The organism is Mycobacterium sp. NGS59, assembly GCF_059812345.1.
This window is the reverse complement of the sequence record NZ_JCALCN010000006.1, coordinates 38,946-55,677: the sequence shown is the minus strand read 5'-3', so window position 1 is coordinate 55,677 and position 16,732 is coordinate 38,946. Positions and strand designations below refer to the sequence as shown.

Below are 16,732 nucleotides of genomic sequence, written 5' to 3'. Positions count from 1 at the left end.
CCTCCCGCTCGCTCCGGATTCATGGCCCCCCCTGCAACGCGGCCTCGATCACTGCCCGCCCGATCGGCGCGGCCAACGCGCCACCGGTCGCCGAGAGTCGATCGGCTCCGTTCTCCACCAGCACCGCCACCGCGATCTTGGGGGCCTGCGCGGGTGCGAAGGCGATGTACCACGCGTGCGGCGGCGTGTGCCGCGGGTCGGCGCCGTGCTCCGCGGTGCCCGTCTTGGATGCGATCTGCACGCCGGGAATGGCCCCTTTCTGCTGTGCGACTTTCTCGGCGCCGACCATCAACTCTGCTAGCTTAGCGGCGACCTGCGGCGACACCGCGCGCTGCTGCTGGTACGGAGCGCTGGTGCTGATGTTGGCCAGATCGGGGCCTTTGAGGCTCTCCACCAGGTAGGGCCGCATCAAGACGCCGCCGTTGGCGATGGCGGCCGCCACCTCGGCGTTCTGCAGCGGGGTGAGCGCCACGTCCTTCTGCCCGATACTGGTCATTCCCAGCGCGGCGCGGTCCGGTATCGCGCCGATGGTGGACTCGGCCACCTGCAGCGGTATCGGACTCGGCGTCTCATCGAGTCCGAACGCTCTGGCCATGTTGCGCAGCGCGTCGGCGCCGGCGAGCAGCCCGAGTTGGACGAAAGCGGTATTGCACGACTTGGCGAAGGCTTCACTGAGCGACACCGTTTGACCGTCGCCGCAGGGGGTGCCGCCGTAGTTCTCCAGCGTGGCGGTGCTGTTGGGCAGCGGGATGCTCGCCGCGGCGGTCAGCTGCGCGTTCTCGTTGGTGCCGGCAGCCAGCGCCGCGGCGGTGGTGATCACCTTGAACGTGGAGCCGGGCGGGTAGGTCTCCGAAATCGCCCGGTTGATCAGCGGGTTGTCCGGGCTGTCCCGAAGGCGCTGCCAGGTCTGTGCCTGGATGTCGGGGTTGTGCGAAGCCAGCAGGTTGGGGTCATACGACGGCGACGACACCAACGCCAGGATCTTGCCGGTCGAGGGTTCCAGGGCGACGACGGCACCCTTGCACGGCGGCCCTCCGCAACCCTCCTGCATCGCGTCCCAACCGGCCTGCTGAACGCGCGGGTTGATGGTCGTGTCCACGTTGCCGCCGCGCGGGTCGCGGCCGGTGAAGAAGTCCGCCAGGCGACGGCCGAACAGGCGCTCGTCGGAGCCGTTGAGCAACAGGTCCTCGGCCCGTTCCAGCCCGGCGCTGGAATAGCGCAACGAATAGAACCCGGTGACCGGGGCGTAGACCGCGGGGTTGGGATAGACCCGCAGGAAGCGGAACCGGCTGTCGGTGGCCACCGAGTAGGCCAGCAGTTGGCCGCCGGCGATGATCTGACCGCGCTGGCGGGAGTACTCGTCGAGCAGGACGCGCTGGTTGCGTGGGTCGGCGCGTAGCCCGTCGGCGGTGAAAACCTGCGTCATCGTGGCGTTGAGCAGCAGCAACACGATCAGCGCCATCACGGTCACCGAGATCCGGCGCAGCGAGGTGTTCATACGCGCTCGATCACCTCGGTGCTGGCCGCCGCGATCGGTGACTTCTGGCGCGGACGGGTGCGTAGCGGGCGCCGGGCACCGTCGGAGATGCGGGCCAGGATTGCCAGCAGCACGTAATTGGCCAACAGTGACGACCCGCCGTAAGACATCCACGGCGTGGTCAGCCCGGTGAGCGGGATCAGTTTGGTGACCCCGCCGACGACGATGAACAGCTGGATGGCCAACGTCGAGGCCAGGCCCGCGGCCAGCAGCTTGCCGAAGCTGTCGCGGGTGGCGATCGCGGTGCGCATGCCGCGGATGATGACGATCGTGTAGAGCATCAGGATGCTGGCCAGGCCGACCAGACCCAATTCCTCGCCGAAGGCGGCGATGATGAAGTCGGTGGACGCCGCCGGTACGGTGTCGGGCTGACCGTTACCCAGGCCGGTGCCGAAGACGCCCCCGGTGGCGAAGCTGAACAGCGCCTGCACCATCTGATAGCCGTTGCCGTCGGGATCGGCGAACGGATCCAGCCAGGTCTGGACCCGCACCCGCACATGGTCGAACGAGTAGTACGCGATGACGCTGCCCCCGGCGAACAGCACCAGCCCCAGCACCACCCAGCTGAACCGTTGCGTGGCCAGATAGACCACCACCAGAAACGATGAGTACAGCAGCAGCGACGTGCCCAGATCTTTTTCGAAGACCATCACGCCCACCGAGATCACCCACGCGGCCAGCAGCGGAGCGAGGTCACGGGGACGCGGCAGGGTCATGCCCATCAGGTGTTTGCCGGCGCTGGTGAACAGACTGCGTTTGGCCACCAGGACCGCCGCGAAGAAGATCAGCAGCAGGATCTTGGAGAATTCGGCCGGCTGGATCGAGAAGCCGGGCAGCCGGATCCAGATCTTGGCGCCGTTCTGCTCGGACAGCGACCTGGGCAGCAACGCGGGTATGACCAGGAACACCAGACCGCTCAAACCACAGACGTAGCCGTAGCGGGCGAGCTGGCGATGGTCCTTGAGAAAGGTGATGACCAGCGCGAACGACACAACCCCGACCAGGGTCCACAGCATCTGCTGGTTGGCGCTGGGGTGACCGTGGCGGCCCACTTCCTTGTCGACCAGGTCGAGCCGATGGATCATCACCAGGCCCAGCCCGTTGAGCAGCGCGACCACCGGTAACAGCAGTGGATCGGTGAACGGGGCGAAGCGCCGGACAGCCAGGTGCGCGAAGATGAACAGCGTCAGAAACCCCAGCCCGTAGCTGAGCAGGTCCCAGTGCAGGCCACGCTCTTGATTCGCCTCGACGATCAGCAGCGCGGCCACCGTGATCACCGTGGCGAAAATCAGCAGCAGCAGCTCCGAGTTGCGCCGGGTCGGCAGCGGAGGAGTCACCGCAACCGGTGCGGGTAGTTCCGTCGTGGTCATGCCGCGGCCCGGCAGTCCACGCCTGGTGTCAGTCCGGGTTGAGGTGTTTCGGTCGATGCCGTCGGGGCAGGTGGCGGCGGTGTACTGCTGGTCTCGGTCGGCGGGGAGGTCTGGGTCGTCGACGGGCTCGTGCTGGACGTGGGGGTGGTCGTCGTCGTCGGGGTCTCGGATCCCGGGGTGGGGGCCGGGCTGGATTGGGGGGTTCCACTGCTGCGGGTCGACGGAGCCGACGGCTCGGTCGAGGAGGTTGGGCGCTGCGGCGGGCACAGCGGTAGCAGGCCTTCGGTGACCAATTTGCGCAACTGATTGCTGGCGTCGTTCTGCGTTCCGGACGGCATCCCGGCCTCGGCCTGCGCCCGTGAGGCCGGGCGCAGGTCGTTCAGCTTGAGCAGCTGACAGTCTGACGGTTTGCTGCCGGGGTTGACCTCGGTCAGTTCGTTTCGGGAATTCACGCAGGCCAACTTGTAGGTCTCGGTCAACAACCCCTGCACGCCCTGCATGATCGCGACCGTGCCGTTGTCGGCGGCGACGTAGTAGTAGCTGCGGATGATCGAGCGTCCGACGAACAGGCCGACCAGCAGCACCAGTAACGCGATCGTGCCCACCAGGAAGATGCGGCGCCGCGGCCAGCGCGGCTTCTTCGGCGGTTCTGCTTGCGGCGCAACACGTTTGGCGACTTCTTTGCGCGGCCGGATCGCCGATGCCCGGCCGGCCGCCGTGTTCGGCAGGGTCAGCTGGTCCTCGTCGCTGTCGCCGGACACCGCCCCGGCCAGTATCGGCTGGGTCTGGCCGAACTCGTCGTCGACGACGTCGGCGACCACGACGGTGACGTTGTCCGGTCCGCCGCCGCGCAGCGCCAGTTCGATCAGCCGATAGGCGCTCTCGGCGACGTCGGCGATCTGCAGGGCCTCGGCGATGGTCTCGTTGCTGACCGGGTCGGACAGCCCGTCCGAGCACAGCAGGTAGCGGTCGCCGGCGCGCGCTTCGCGCATCGTCAGCGTCGGTTCGACCTCGTGACCGGTCAACGCCCGCATGATCAACGACCGCTGCGGGTGGCTGTGCGCCTCCTCGGCGGTGATGCGACCCTCGTCGACCAGGGTCTGCACGAACGTGTCGTCCTTGGTGATCTGGGTCAATTCGCCGTCGCGGAACAGGTAGCCGCGTGAGTCGCCGATGTGTGCCAACCCGAGGCGGTCACCCGCGAACAGGATCGCGGTCAGGGTGGTCCCCATACCTTCGAGGTCGGGTTCCATCTCGACCTGTGCGGCGATGGCGGAATTGCCTTCGCGCACCGCGGCGTCGAGCTTGGCCAGCAGGTCGCCACCGGGTTCGTCGTCGTCGAGGTGGGCCAGCGCCCCGATCACCAATTGCGAGGCGACCTCGCCGGCGGCGTGACCACCCATGCCGTCGGCCAGGGCCAGCAGTCGCGCGCCCGCATAGACCGAGTCCTCGTTGTTGGCGCGTACCAGCCCGCGATCGCTGCGGGCGGCATAGCGCAGCACCAGGGTCACGAGCGCCACCCCCTGATCCCGGCTGCGCCGGCATCAGCGGCGTAAGCGCGGGTCACGGGCGCAGCTCGATCGCCGTTTTGCCGATCCGAACCGGCGTACCTATGGGAACTCGTACCGCAGTCGTCACCTTCGCCCTGTCAAGGTAAGTGCCGTTCGTCGAACCTAGATCTTCCACATACCATTCCGAACCGCGCTGAGACAGCCTGGCATGCCGAGTCGATGCGTAATCGTCAGTCAACACCAACGTGGAGTCGTCCGCGCGCCCGATCAACACCGGCTGCCCGCTGAGCGTGATCCGGGCGCCGGTCAGTGCGCCCTCGGTCACCACCAGATACCGCGCGGAGTCCCGGCGCTGCCGCGACGACAGCAAGCTGCCCCGCAAAGCCAGCCCGCGGCGGACCATGACCGCGCCCGTGGGCGCATAGATGTCCGTGCGCAGAATCCGCAATACCGACCAGATGAAAAGCCACAACAGCATCAAAAACCCGGCACGCGTCAGTTGCAGTACCAAACCCTGCATCTGGCGGTCCTTTCCGTCCCGGCGCTGCCCACCTCGCGCCCGTGCTGACGAGCACCTCGGCAAAGTCACGATACTGGGACGGTGGTCGACGCGGCGAGAGGCTCGACAGCTTTTGCGCCGGTGGGCTCAGTGGATGCGGACGATGATCTCGGAATGACCTAGCCGGATCACGTCGCCGTCAGCCAATTGCCACTCCTGTACCGGTGCGTTGTTGACGGTGGTGCCGTTGGTGGAGTTCAGGTCAGACAGCAACGCAACCTGGCCGTCCCAACGGATCTCCAGGTGCCGCCGTGACACTCCGGTGTCGGGCAACCGGAACTGGGCGTCCTGACCACGGCCGACGATGTTGGAACCGTCACGCAGCTGATAGGTGCGACCACTGCCGTCGTCGAGCTGCAGGGTGACCTGCGTCGCCACCGAGCCGTAGCCACCCTGCCCGTAGCCGCCGTAGCCGCCGCCCTGCCCGTAGTCGGGAGCCGGCGGCTGACCGTAGTCGGAACTCTGCTGCTGGCCGTAGCCACCTTGGTCGCCGTAGCCACCCTGGTCGCCGTAGCCACCCTGGTCGCCGTAGCCACCCTGGTCGCCGTAACCGCCCTGCTGCGGGGCGTAGCCGCCCGCAGCGGGCGAAGCTTCGGCGTACTGGGTGTAAGCACTCGGGTCGTAGTCCTGACGGCCGTAGCCGCCGCCCTGCTGGTAACCCTGATCCTGATAGCCGCCGCCCTGGTCGGGGTACGCCGATCGCTGCGGCTCGGGCGGGGCCTGCGGCGCACTCGGGGCGCCGTAGCCGGCGTCCTGGCGAGCCGGCTCGCGGCCGTAGTCGCCGTATTCTCCATAGCCGCCGCCCTGCGGTTGGCCGTAACCACCTTGCTGATAGCCCTGGTCCTGGCCGTAACCACCCTGCTGGCCGTAGCCGCCGCCGGGTGGGGCGGGCGGCGGAGCTTCGTGGGTCGGCGCGTACCCGCTCTGCCCCTGGTCGCCGTAGCCGCCCTGTTGTCCGTAGCCGCCCTGGTCGCCGTAGCCACCTTGCTGGCCGTAGCCGCCCTGGTCGCCGTAGCCGCCCTGCTGGCCGTACCCGCCTTGGTCGCCGTAGCCGCCCTGCTGGCCGTACCCGCCCTGCTGGCCGTACCCACCTTGGTCGCCGTACCCGCCCTGTTGGCCGTACCCGCCTTGTTGGCCGTAGCCACCTTGGTCGCCGTAGCCGCCCTGCTGGCCGTAGCCACCCTGCGGCGGGTAGCCCTGCTGGGGCGGGTAGCCGCCCTGATCCTGCGGGTAGCCGCCGCGCGGGTCCTCCTGCGGACGCCCGTAGCGGTCGTCGTAGTACTCGTCCCGCCCCTGCCCCTGACCGCGGTAGCTTGGATTGTCAGTCATCGGTCGTACTCCTGGTTCTGCGCCAAACGCATGATTTGATTGTGGCCGGGCGGAATCGGTAGCTGTCGGGCGGGGCTCGACGTCGGGGTTGACAGTGCCGCGGGCGCGGAACTGGCCTGTATGCAGGCTCGAGGAATGCTCGAACCGTACGACCACATCACCATACGTTTGCCACCCCTGTTCTTGGATGAAGTCAGCCAAGTACCGAGCAAAAGCGCTCGACGTGAGTTCCGGATCGGCGTCCAACTTCTCCGAGTCGTGCACACTGAGGGTAATGATGTATTCGTTGGGTGCCAAAAGGCGATTTCCCTGCAGCGACCGGACGCCGTCGGCGGCCTCGCGCCGAAGCATCGCTTCCACCTCTTGCGGGACGATCGAGCCGCCGAACACTCGGGCAAACGCGTCACCGACTGTCGCCTCGAGTTTGCGCTCGATGCGCTGAACCAGCCCTCGTTGGCTACCCATCGTTGCGCGCTCGCTTCACTAGGTCCCAGGAATTCTCGGCGGAGGGCAAACGACTCGGCCGCGTTTGTCATCGTATCGCCGATACCGCGACGCGGCGGTCACGGTGCGCGTCGCGAGGGTTACATCGATACCGACCGGAGACCTGGGCGCAGCGGTTGGGGTGCAGGGCCACTACAGTGATATGGTCCTCCGGTTGTTTCGGGCGAGTGGCGGAATGGCAGACGCGCTGGCTTCAGGTGCCAGTGTCCTTCGGGACGTGGGGGTTCAAGTCCCCCTTCGCCCACAGTTGTGATGAGTCGCGTCATCGGTTACAGATGAGTCGCGTGATGGGTTACAGATTCCCCGGCCATCGGCCGGGGTTTTTCTGTTGGTTGCGCCAGTAGTTGGTGTCGGGGTCGATGGTGTGGCTGCTCAGGACGTGGTGGCCGGTTTTGCTGAGGACTGTGACGGTGGTGGCGGTGACCAGGATGAGGACGGGTGTTGAGGCGTGGGTGCGGCCGATGCCCAGGTGGTGCAGGCGGCTGCGGTGGCGCAGGGTGAGTTTGCCGAATTGGTCGACGATGTCGTGGCGGATGCGGGACCGTGCCCCGGATTGGCCGGTGGGAGCGGCTTTGGGTCGGGCGAGGTAGGCCTGTTCGGGGGTGATCTGGCCGGGGTGGGCGCGGTGGCTGCGTTGGGTGTTGTAGAGGTGCGGAATTCATCGAGTGGGTTGCGAGCCAAGACGTGACGGTGCGTGCCGGGGGCCATCTCACGCAGCGTTTACTGTCAGGCGGTGGACCAGCACCTCAGCATCTTCCGGCCCTACGACCGTGACCCCACACACGAGGATCAACTAACCAGGGCCGCCTTGATCGTGATGCGGCTGGTCCCCCTTTGCCAAGAAGCATTTCTCGGCTTGGCCGACTGTCCGAGACTTTCAGCGCTCCCGCGCCCCCGATTCGATATGCAGACCGAATCGCTCGTTGCGCTCGACATCGAAGTGGAAGACCCCGTGGTCGATGAGTTGGTCAGTGTCTTCCTCGGCCCGCACGAAGACCTCGCCGCCGGAACCGACGAGCTCAACCTCGCTTCGCAACGACGCGCTCGTTATGACGGCGTAATCCAGTACGGCACCGCATTGGTAGTCGTCATCGAAAGCAAGCTCTACGCCAGCGCCAGCGAGCAGCAGGCTCTGGAGATCAACACGAAACAACTTGGTCATCAAGCGAAACGGTGGGTTCCGGTGCGGTGGCAGGACTTGCTCGACCGGTGGTGGAACCTCGTTGAACTCGGCGTGCTGGGTCCAGCGGAGGCTGCGGTCCTAAATGATTTTTTCGACAACGCCGAGATGAACTTCGGGGACCTGTTGCCCTACACCGATCTAGAACGTTGCGGCGATCATGCTGGCCGCCAACTGCGCCGTCTACGCACGATCCTTGAGACGGCGACCGGGTTCACTGCCGAGGTTCGCGATGTCGGCGGGCATGCGGGTGTGAAGTTTCCCCAGGATCAGGTCGTGGCCTTCGATCGGGTCAGTCTCTACATTGAAGGCGATAACGTTGTGCTCAGCGCCTGGCCGGCCGAGCTCGCCCCACAGTACAAGCGCGTCTATGCCCATCCCCATCGCGCCGAAGCGCTGATTGCGCTGACCGAGGAACCGGGCTGGCAGGTCCACGGCAACTTTCACCTCGCCTTCTGGCGCTCCAGCGGTCCGCAGCGCTGGTATCCCACGCGCCGCCTGCCTGGCTCCACCTATGTACGCCAATGGGTTGAAGACGTCTCCGATGGCCGAGCCGGTCGACGACCGCGAAAAGAACTCAATGACAGTCTGTTTCGGGGATGGCTCATCCAGCGCGGATACGCAGCCGACGCGGAGATGGGCAGCCTCGACGAGTGGTCCGACCGACTGCCGATGGAGAAGTTTGATGTCCGTCCGAGCATTCAGGTGACGCGGTCCTGGCAGTACACCGACGCCGTTGCGCGCGACAGCACCGGACAACTCACCGCTGAAGTGCGCGACGCTATCAACCGCCTGCTGTCCGCGCTGGATGAACCTCCGTTGCAAGACCTCACTCCGCCATATGCAAACTGAGGCCGAAAGCGGCACCCAATGCCGATACTGCGCAGACCTGGGCGACGGTCGTGCGGCGCGACTCGTCAGAAAGTTCGTCCCTCACCGGAGCGGCTGGCGGGTCCGTGTTCGCGACAACCCCCACCGACTTTCCAGCCAGGCGCGAGAAGTCAGTACTCGTCCGCGACGGCCTGCGCGATCAGCCGTATCCGGCCCATGTCCTTGGCGGGATCGCTGATCGTGGCCACCGGCGCGAGACTTGCGGAGCCCGCCCGGAACTGCGGACCTATCACCACGGTGAAGATGCCCGTCTGGGCGTCTCCGTGGACGGCGTGCCCGCTGACGTCGAAATGCTCCCCCTCGTATTCGAGGTGCGAAGGATCCGCATAGTCCAGCGAGAGGTAGACAGTCGGGCCGCCGTCGACGCCGAAGGCGCATTCATGGGTGTTGAACTCCGGTATGTCCCACGAAATCGCGTGCGCGGGACGCAACCGAGCCGCAGCGCGGCACGGGTCTGCTCCGGTGATCACGGTTCGGGGCACGGAACTCGCTGCCAGGGACGGTTTCTTGGCGTATTCGCGAAGTGCCACCTGCATCAGATCGTGCCCCAACGCGCAACCCTCGACCCGCGGGGGCGCCATCACTTGAGCCGTCAGCCGCACACTGCCGGGATAGGTGGCCGCCCACTCGCAGCTCGCGGACACCACCTGGTCGCGTGGGGGCATGTCGGGGCCGTCGAAGGCGTCGGCGACGGTGACGCCGGTGCCGTCGATCGTGGCGTGCCTGGCCCAGGCCGCCGGCTGGGGCAGCACGGCGGGACCGACCGCCAGCGAGATCGTCGCCTTGATGTCGTCAGCGTCCGCTCCGATGCGAGCCCGACACAGAATCGGTGACGTCGGCGCATCGATGGTCACCGTCCGTCCGGCCACCTCGTGTGCCGTGCCGTACAAGGCGCAGATGTCGATGGCGCGGGTCCGCTGAATGGTGCTCAGACGCTCGCGATCGGCGTCGTTGGTGGGTGCGACGATGCTGGTGTCTGTTGCACTGGCCCCAGGCGGATTCTGCGGTGCGTGCTCGGATGTGCACGCGCTCACCACAGCAGCCAGGGCGAGTAGCCCGGTGCCGAATCGACCGCGCCCTGCCACGGCCATGACAGTAGTCGTCCACGCGGCGTTCACCGCCCCATCTGCCGACAACCCGATCCAGCACGCCTACATTCTCTTCGGTACCTATCGAAGGAGTCGTCGCGTTGAACACCATCGATCCCGCCGCCACCGCATGGCTGCTGGCCAGCACCGCGCTCGTGCTGCTGATGACCCCCGGGCTGGCGATCTTCTACGGCGGGATGGTGCGCACCACCGGCGTGCTCAACATGATCATGATGAGCTTCATCTCCATCCCGCTGGTCACGGTGGCTTGGCTGCTGGTCGGGTACACGCTGGCGTTTTCCGACGGCGGCGGGCTCATCGGGGGGTTGGCGCACGCGGGAATGAGCGGGATCGGACCGCAGACGCTGCATGGAAAGGTCCCTGAACTCCTCTACGCGACGTTCCAGCTGACCTTCGCGATCATCACCGCCGCGCTGGTCAGCGGCGCCATCGCCGACCGCGCGAAATTCGTGGGCTGGCTGGTCTTCGTGCCGCTTTGGACGATCGCTGTGTATGCCGTTGTGGCGCACTGGGTTTGGGAACCCAGCGGTTGGTTGCTCAAGATGGGCGCACTCGACTACGCGGGCGGTCTGGTGGTCGAGATCGTCTCGGGTTCCTCCGCGCTCGCGCTCGCGCTGGTGCTGGGTCCGCGCATCGGTTTCAAGACCGAGGCCATGCGCCCGCACAACCTGCCGTTCGTGCTGCTCGGGGCCGGGCTGCTGTGGTTCGGCTGGTTCGGGTTCAACGCCGGCTCTGCCATGGCCGCCGACGGTGTCGCCTCCGCGATTTTCCTGAACACGCTGGTCGCCGGCTGTCTGGGCATGTTGGGCTGGCTGACCGTCGAACAGATCCGCGACGGCAAACCGACCACCTTCGGGGCCGCTTCCGGCGTGGTCGCCGGATTGGTGGCGATCACGCCGTCATGCGGCTACGTCAACGTACTGGGTGCCGCGGCCGTCGGACTGACCGCAGGAATCGTGTGCGCCTTCGCCATCACGGTCAAGTTCAAGCTGCACTACGACGATTCCCTGGACGTCGTGGGCGTGCACTTCGTCGGCGGCGTGGTCGGCGTGCTGCTGATCGGGCTGTTGGCCACCGCGGTGATGACGGGCCCGAATGGACTGTTCTACGGCGGCGGTCTGCGTCAACTCGGCAAGCAGTCGGTGGCGATGGTGGTGGTCGCGCTCTACGCGTTTACGGTGAGCTTCGTGCTGGCCAAACTGATCGACCGGGTCATCGGGTTCCGCGTCTCCCGCGAGGACGAGGTGAGTGGGGTCGACCTCAGTCAGCATGCCGAGACGGCGTACACCGAGGGCGTGCTGGGCCATCAGCAGATGCACCGCCCGCTGTTCGGTCAGCAAGACGCACCACGCTCGCAGCCCGAGGATGAGGAGGATCTCCGATGAGCCGGCAGGTGCAAGGCGGGGTGGTCCACGAGCTCCCAGCGGACCTGCGCGACGCGCTGACGGCCAACTCGGTGGCACTGGCCCTTTGGAACGACATCACACCGCTGGCGCGCAACGAGTTCATCTGCTGGGTCGAGGACGCCAAGCAGGACAAGACCCGCGAACGCCGCATCCGCCGGACTCAGGAGGAACTTGAGGAAGGCAAGCGCCGGCCGTGCTGCTGGCCGGGATGCAAGCACCGCGAGCGCAACGGCAAGTAGGCCCCGTTTCTTGCTGTGCTGACCGCCGTAGCGCGGCTGCCAATCCGTGCCGACCCGGCGTTGCTGGCGCGCGACCGACCCGGCTAGGGTGAGGTTAGGCGTACCTAATCCGGTGGATCCCTCACCTCCGGTTTAGGCGACGGCCCACAACGTCAACTTGGTTGGGGCAGTGCCGCGTCGATTTCGGTTGCCCGCCCGACCGAGACGACGCACGGGAGGATCTATGGGGGTTCTGACGACGTGACGGCTCCGATCTGGATGGCCTCACCGCCGGAAGTGCATTCGGCGTTGTTGTCCGCCGGGCCCGGTCCCGGCGCGCTGTTGGCCGCCGCGGGGGCGTGGCAGGAACTCGGCGCACAGTACGCCGCGGCAAGCGCCGAGCTGCTCGGGGTGTTGAGCGCGGTGCAGGCGGGGTCGTGGCAAGGGCCGTCCGCGGCGCAGTACGTCGCGGCGCACGCGCCCTATTTGGGTTGGCTCGTGCAGGCGCAGGCCAGAAGTGACGCCGCCGCGGCTCAGCACGAAGCCGCGGCTGCGGCGTACACCGCGGCACTGGCGATGATGCCCACGCTGCCCGAGTTGGCGGCCAACCACGTAGTGCACGGGGTGCTGGTCGCGACGAACTTCTTCGGGATCAACACCATCCCGATCGCGCTGAACGAGGCCGACTACGTGCGGATGTGGATCCAGGCCGCCACCACGATGGCTACCTACCAAACGCTGACGACGGCGGCGATGGCCGCGGTCCCGACGACGGCGCCGGCACCTCCGGTGGTGACGGCCGACGCGGCCACCGTCGCCGCCGAGCCCAGCCAACTCGCCGCCGCGGCGCCCGCCGCCGACGCCGGCAGCCAACTCAATCTCGCCGACCTCATCACCCAGCTGCTCAATTGGTACACCGGCTACGTTCAGGATTTGTTCGCGCCGATCGTCAACTTCCTGCAGGACCCGATCGGCAACAGCTTCCAGCTGATCACCGATTTCATGACCAATCCCGCACAGGCATTGGTGACCTGGGGCCCGTTCCTGTTCGCCGTCGCCTACCAGGTGTTCTCCTGGGTCGGGGCCTCCCTCACCTATCCCCAGCTGCTGCTGGACCCGCTGCTGGCCATCACGATGGGAGTGGTGATCGGGGTGGGCTATCAATACCTGCAGCAACTCCCCGCCGTCGTCGCCGAAGGAGGCGCGGCTGCTGTGGTGCCGGCGGTCACCGCCAGCCACTCCCCCGGCTCGCCGCTCGCGGCGCTCGCCCCGACGGTCGCGGGCCCGGCAACCGCGTCGGTCGCCTCGGCCGCGGCAAGTGCGGGTGCCGCGCCGGCTTCGGCGGCCCCGGCGGCAGCCGCGCCGGCGGTCCCCTATGCGGTGGCCAGCCTTGATCCCGGCGAAGGCTTTTCGCCGACCTTCCGGGACCGGACCGGGGTCAAGGCACCCGCTGAAGGGATCCCGGCCGCGGCCGCGGCGGTCTCGGCGCGGGACAAACGACGCGCCCGACGCCGCCGGGCAGCCACCATGCCCGAGCGCCAGTACGCCGACGAGTTCCTCGATTACGAACCCGAACCGCCGCAAGAGCCGTCGGTGGCGGCTTCGAGTCGGGGCGCCGGGGCGATGGGCTTCGGCGGCACCGTCGCCACAGGCGAGGCGGACGCGGCCGGACTATCGACTCTGCCCGCCGACGAGTTCGGCAGCGGCCCGGCGGTTCCGATGCTGCCCACTACCTGGGAACAGAATTAGTCTCGCGATTCAGTGCCGCGAATTCACCCATCCGACGACCTCGGCTGTGACGGGATCGGTGATGTCGTCGTACTCGGGATGCTTCTTGAGCACCGTGACCACCATCGAGCACACCGGCACGATGCGCTTGCCGTCGGTCCGGGTGGCTTGCAACGCCTCCTCGAGCAGGATGGTCGCCAGTCCCCTACCGCCGAATTGCGGATCGATTTCGGTGTGATGGAAGATGCGCTGATCGCCGCGGTCGGCGTAATCGGCGAAGCCGACTCGCTGGCCGGCGACCGCGATGTCGTACCTGTTGTCTTGGGGCGTGACGGTGACTTCCGCACCGGTCTTGTCGGTGGTCAAGAGCGCTCCTTCGGTTGTGGCAGCGGCCTGGGCAGCAGCCGGGTGGTGGGCATCGGCGGCGCCGGAAGGCGGGTGACCGATCCCCGGTATCCCTGTACGGCGCCGAAACGGTCTCCGGAACCGTCCTGGTCTTGCCAGAGCCGGCGGTAGCTGGCGATTTCGTCGTGGCTGCGTCCGACGAAGTTCCACCACATCACCAACTGTTCGCCGAACGGGGCACCGCCGAGTAGCAGCACCCGGGCCGGACGATCCGCCGTATTGCGCAAGAGCAGTTCGGCATGCCCAGGACTCTGATACCCCAGATCGGCCGTGGCCAAGCCGACTCCGCATACCTGCACATCGCCCCGGTCGCACAGCACCCCGTGTTCGAAGGTCGGATCGAGGTCGAGACGAAGCGAAGCGCATGGATCCAGATCGATCTGTGCGCCGACCAGCGGGCTGAAAGTGGTTGCCGGAGAACAGCTTCCGGCCAGCTCACCGAGAAAGACGCGCACCACTGCACCGGGCAGGGCGACGGGATCCGGGCGGTAGTGCGCGAAATCGCGGCCGGTGTCGCGGGCCGAATCGGGCAGTGCCACCCACAGCTGCGCGCCGTGCAGGACCGCGCCCGGGACGGACACCTCGGAGTGACAGATGCCCGCGCCCGCCGTCATCAAATTCAGTTCGCCGGGACGCACCATGGCATGCACGCCGGCGCTGTCGCGGTGCTCCACTTCCCCACTGAACAGCCAACTCACGGTTTGCAGACCGGTGTGCGGATGCGGTGGCACATCCATCCGGGCGGCCGTCGGACCGTAATGGTCGACGAAGCACCACGCCCCGATCAGGGAGCGCTGCCGTTGCGGAAGGGTGCGCTGTACCCGGATCGCGCGGGGTCCGCCCAGGGGCACCTCGCGGGGATGCAGTACCTCGACCGCGTCGTTCTGGACCTGCTCAGTGCCGCACACGACTTCGGCCGGCGCAGTGTCCAGGTTGCTCACCGCCGCGACCCTACTCGGGCTCTACCTGCCTGGCGGCTGCAAGGCCTTCATGGCAACTCGCATGATCGGCTCGGGAACCCGGTCCTTCAACGCCAGCGCTCGGTCTGCGGCGCGAGAACGCAGCGGGGTACCGCGACCGAAGAACTTGTTCAACGGGCCACCGCTCGGTTCGACGGTCACATGCAGTGGCGGGGCGTCGACATTGGCGCCCAGCGCGTTGGAGATGACCATCCGCTGAATCTCGCTCGTGCCTTCGAAGATGGTGTACAGCTTGGCATCTCGATACCACTTCTCCACCGGGTGATCGGTGATGTAGCCCCAGCCGCCCATCGTTTGAATGGCCCGCTCGGTGGCTTTGACCGCGACCTCGCTGGCGGCCAACTTCGACATCGAACCCTCGCCCCGCTCGAACGGCACCGAGTTGGCGGCCATCCACGACGCTCGCCACGTCAGCAGCCGGGCGGCATCGATCTGGGTTGCCAAGTCCGCCAACGGAAAAGCGATGCCCTGATGGTCGATGATGGGACCGCCGAACGCTTCCCGTTCGGTGGCGTAGGCGGTCGCGTATTCCAGTGCGGCGCGGGCGATCCCGATGGCTTGGGCCGCGACCATCGGGCGGGTCTGCTCGAAGGTGCCCATCGTCGCCGAACCGGACTTCTTCGCGCCGGCCACCACATCGCGGGCCTTGGCGAGTTTGTGTTCCAATTTGTCGTCGCCGCCAAGCAGGTTGGCACCCGGCACGCGCACACCGTCGAACTTCAACTCGGCGGTATGGGACGCCCGGCAACCCAGTTTGTCGAGTTTGCGCACCAGTTCCAGCCCCGGTGTGCCGCCGGGCACCACGAACAGCGCCTGGCCGCGATGACCGAGTTCTTCGTCGACCACCGCGTTGACCACGTGGACGTTGGCGATGCCGCCGTTACCGATCCACATCTTGTGGCCGTCGATGATCCAGTCGTCGCCGTCGCGACGGGCGCGGGTGCGCAGGTTGCGGACGTCGCTACCGCCTTCGGGTTCCGAGATCGCCAGTGCCGCGAGCTTGAGGTCGCCCGGCGTCCCGAAACACTCCGGGGCCCACTCCAGCATCTGTTCCGGTGAGGCGGCCTGCCCGATCGCCGAGAGTGCCAGCGCCGGCATCACGATGGCCAGGCCGATTCCCGCGCATCCCCAGAACAGCTCTTCCATGAACATCGGCAGCGAGATGCCGGTCGGGTCGCCGATCAGGTCGCGATAGAACAGCGGACTGTAGAAGCCGCGCTGTGCGGCCTCTTCCAGCACCGGCCATGGGAATTCCTGGCGCTGGTCGTACTCGAGGGCCACCGGCCGCACGCACTGCTCGGCGAATTCGTGGGTGCGCCGCGCCAGGTCGTGTTGAGCCGCGGTGGGGGTCAGGTCGAAGGTCATGGGATGCGCCTTTGGCTCAGCTGCCTCGGCCCGAGCGGGGCCACTGTCGATCCCCGTATACCCCGGGCCGGGTTCCGCAACCCGTCGAGTTCACCGACGGTCAGGCCGCCGTGCGTGGTCCCAGCCGTGCGGGAAGGTGCAACACCACCGCAGTGGTTGCGACGACGGCGTCCTCGCTGCGGGCCAGCAGTTCCGCGTTCTCGGGCACCTGTCGTGCATTGATATCGCCGGCGGCGATGCGGCGCAGCATGTCGTGAGCGGCCGCCAGCTGTTCGCGTTTGCGGTACTGGCCGCCGGGCAACTTGATACCCGCCCACACGCCGTACTCCTCCCGGTGTGCGATGGCCCGCTCCGCACAGAGTCGCTGCTGTGCCAGTGGGCACCGACGCAGGCATTGGATGCGCGCCTCGGTGGCCGAGCGCTCGTAGGCGCGCGCCTTGGCGGCGCCGTCGCCGCCGTCGTCATCGGGGTAGCCAAACCACAGTTCTGGGTTGGCCGAGCAGGGGTTCGCCATCTCATTCTCCTCCGGTGAGCCGAAACGTAGACGGAAGCGTATACACAAGCAGACGACTGCGACAAGAGAAACGTGATAAAAACGTATAAGCCCCGGCAAGCTGATGCGGCTGTGTAATATCCGGCG

General features: G+C 67.0%; 15 protein-coding genes and 1 tRNA gene. 6 read left to right on the top strand and 10 right to left on the bottom strand.

All coding sequences use genetic code 11. The features are described from left to right. Window positions 1–19: 19 nt before the first annotated feature. The 5 genes from pbpA to AC5Y46_RS09290 form a co-directional block, all read right to left on the bottom strand. Window positions 20–1,498, bottom strand: coding sequence for a D,D-transpeptidase PbpA (gene pbpA, locus AC5Y46_RS09310; RefSeq protein ID WP_499990823.1), 1,479 nt, complete (start codon window positions 1,496–1,498; stop codon window positions 20–22). After that, window positions 1,495–2,907, bottom strand: coding sequence for an FtsW/RodA/SpoVE family cell cycle protein (locus AC5Y46_RS09305; protein ID WP_499990820.1), 1,413 nt, complete (start codon window positions 2,905–2,907; stop codon window positions 1,495–1,497). The genes pbpA and AC5Y46_RS09305 overlap by 4 nt, the downstream gene beginning before the upstream one ends. Further along, window positions 2,904–4,418 carry a PP2C family protein-serine/threonine phosphatase gene (locus tag AC5Y46_RS09300; RefSeq protein ID WP_499990925.1) on the bottom strand — a complete coding sequence of 505 codons (1,515 nt, stop codon included), beginning with the start codon at window positions 4,416–4,418 and terminating at the stop codon, window positions 2,904–2,906. Before AC5Y46_RS09300 ends, AC5Y46_RS09305 begins: the two co-directional genes overlap by 4 nt. Before the next feature lie 52 nt (window positions 4,419–4,470). Further along, on the bottom strand, window positions 4,471–4,938 hold the full coding sequence (locus AC5Y46_RS09295; RefSeq protein ID WP_499942979.1) for an FHA domain-containing protein FhaB/FipA: 468 nt from the start codon (window positions 4,936–4,938) through the stop codon (window positions 4,471–4,473). A 126-nt stretch (window positions 4,939–5,064) separates the two neighbouring features. Next, complete coding sequence (locus AC5Y46_RS09290; protein ID WP_499942977.1) at window positions 5,065–6,771, bottom strand: FHA domain-containing protein; 1,707 nt, start codon at window positions 6,769–6,771, stop codon at window positions 5,065–5,067. A 200-nt stretch (window positions 6,772–6,971) separates the two neighbouring features. Between AC5Y46_RS09290 and AC5Y46_RS09285 the strand changes: the two genes are divergently transcribed. The 3 genes from AC5Y46_RS09285 to AC5Y46_RS09275 all read left to right on the top strand — a co-directional run bounded on the left by AC5Y46_RS09285 (window position 6,972) and on the right by AC5Y46_RS09275 (window position 8,842). Continuing rightward, window positions 6,972–7,054, top strand: a tRNA-Leu gene (locus AC5Y46_RS09285). 204 nt (window positions 7,055–7,258) lie between these two features. Beyond that, window positions 7,259–7,498 carry a hypothetical protein gene (locus AC5Y46_RS09280; protein ID WP_499942976.1) on the top strand — a complete coding sequence of 80 codons (240 nt, stop codon included), beginning with the start codon at window positions 7,259–7,261 and terminating at the stop codon, window positions 7,496–7,498. A gap of 45 nt (window positions 7,499–7,543) precedes the next feature. Continuing rightward, the gene (locus tag AC5Y46_RS09275) at window positions 7,544–8,842 is read left to right on the top strand and encodes a hypothetical protein (protein WP_499942974.1); all 1,299 of its coding nucleotides are present in this window, start codon (window positions 7,544–7,546) and stop codon (window positions 8,840–8,842) included. A gap of 149 nt (window positions 8,843–8,991) precedes the next feature. Here the strand turns inward: AC5Y46_RS09275 and AC5Y46_RS09270 are convergent, their stop codons facing one another. Beyond that, complete coding sequence (locus AC5Y46_RS09270; RefSeq protein ID WP_499990819.1) at window positions 8,992–9,966, bottom strand: hypothetical protein; 975 nt, start codon at window positions 9,964–9,966, stop codon at window positions 8,992–8,994. A gap of 104 nt (window positions 9,967–10,070) precedes the next feature. On the opposite strand from AC5Y46_RS09270, the gene AC5Y46_RS09265 reads away from it, so the two are divergent. From AC5Y46_RS09265 to AC5Y46_RS09255, 3 genes are all read left to right on the top strand, one after another. Beyond that, complete coding sequence (locus tag AC5Y46_RS09265; protein ID WP_499990817.1) at window positions 10,071–11,375, top strand: ammonium transporter; 1,305 nt, start codon at window positions 10,071–10,073, stop codon at window positions 11,373–11,375. Next, window positions 11,372–11,635 carry a YdeI/OmpD-associated family protein gene (locus AC5Y46_RS09260; RefSeq protein WP_499990816.1) on the top strand — a complete coding sequence of 88 codons (264 nt, stop codon included), beginning with the start codon at window positions 11,372–11,374 and terminating at the stop codon, window positions 11,633–11,635. Before AC5Y46_RS09265 ends, AC5Y46_RS09260 begins: the two co-directional genes overlap by 4 nt. A gap of 240 nt (window positions 11,636–11,875) precedes the next feature. Further along, window positions 11,876–13,363 (top strand): PPE family protein, encoded by a 1,488-nt coding sequence (locus AC5Y46_RS09255; RefSeq protein WP_499990815.1) that lies wholly within the window; start codon window positions 11,876–11,878, stop codon window positions 13,361–13,363. A gap of 9 nt (window positions 13,364–13,372) precedes the next feature. On the opposite strand, the gene AC5Y46_RS09250 is transcribed toward AC5Y46_RS09255, so the two are convergent. From AC5Y46_RS09250 to AC5Y46_RS09235, 4 genes are all read right to left on the bottom strand, one after another. Then, complete coding sequence (locus AC5Y46_RS09250) at window positions 13,373–13,708, bottom strand: GNAT family N-acetyltransferase (protein WP_499990813.1); 336 nt, start codon at window positions 13,706–13,708, stop codon at window positions 13,373–13,375. Further along, window positions 13,705–14,688: a pirin family protein gene (locus AC5Y46_RS09245; RefSeq protein WP_499990812.1), complete on the bottom strand. Its 984-nt coding sequence runs from the start codon at window positions 14,686–14,688 to the stop codon at window positions 13,705–13,707. Before AC5Y46_RS09245 ends, AC5Y46_RS09250 begins: the two co-directional genes overlap by 4 nt. Window positions 14,689–14,709: 21 nt before the next feature. Continuing rightward, on the bottom strand, window positions 14,710–16,092 hold the full coding sequence (locus AC5Y46_RS09240; protein ID WP_499942962.1) for an acyl-CoA dehydrogenase family protein: 1,383 nt from the start codon (window positions 16,090–16,092) through the stop codon (window positions 14,710–14,712). A gap of 100 nt (window positions 16,093–16,192) precedes the next feature. Continuing rightward, window positions 16,193–16,606, bottom strand: a complete 414-nt coding sequence (locus AC5Y46_RS09235) for a WhiB family transcriptional regulator (protein WP_499990810.1) — start codon at window positions 16,604–16,606, stop codon at window positions 16,193–16,195. Between the last annotated feature and the right edge of the window lie 126 nt (window positions 16,607–16,732).

What these genes read in the sequence shown, in the direction of transcription:
- pbpA (WP_499990823.1), bottom strand. Translation starts at nt 1,498, where the DNA reads ATGAACACCTCGCTGCGCCGGATCTCGGTGACCGTGATGGCGCTGATC.
- AC5Y46_RS09305 (WP_499990820.1), bottom strand. Translation starts at nt 2,907, where the DNA reads ATGACCACGACGGAACTACCCGCACCGGTTGCGGTGACTCCTCCGCTG.
- AC5Y46_RS09295 (WP_499942979.1), bottom strand. Translation starts at nt 4,938, where the DNA reads ATGCAGGGTTTGGTACTGCAACTGACGCGTGCCGGGTTTTTGATGCTG.
- AC5Y46_RS09290 (WP_499942977.1), bottom strand. Translation starts at nt 6,771, where the DNA reads ATGGGTAGCCAACGAGGGCTGGTTCAGCGCATCGAGCGCAAACTCGAG.
- AC5Y46_RS09260 (WP_499990816.1), top strand. Translation starts at nt 11,372, where the DNA reads ATGAGCCGGCAGGTGCAAGGCGGGGTGGTCCACGAGCTCCCAGCGGAC.
- AC5Y46_RS09240 (WP_499942962.1), bottom strand. Translation starts at nt 16,092, where the DNA reads ATGACCTTCGACCTGACCCCCACCGCGGCTCAACACGACCTGGCGCGG.
- AC5Y46_RS09235 (WP_499990810.1), bottom strand. Translation starts at nt 16,606, where the DNA reads ATGGCGAACCCCTGCTCGGCCAACCCAGAACTGTGGTTTGGCTACCCC.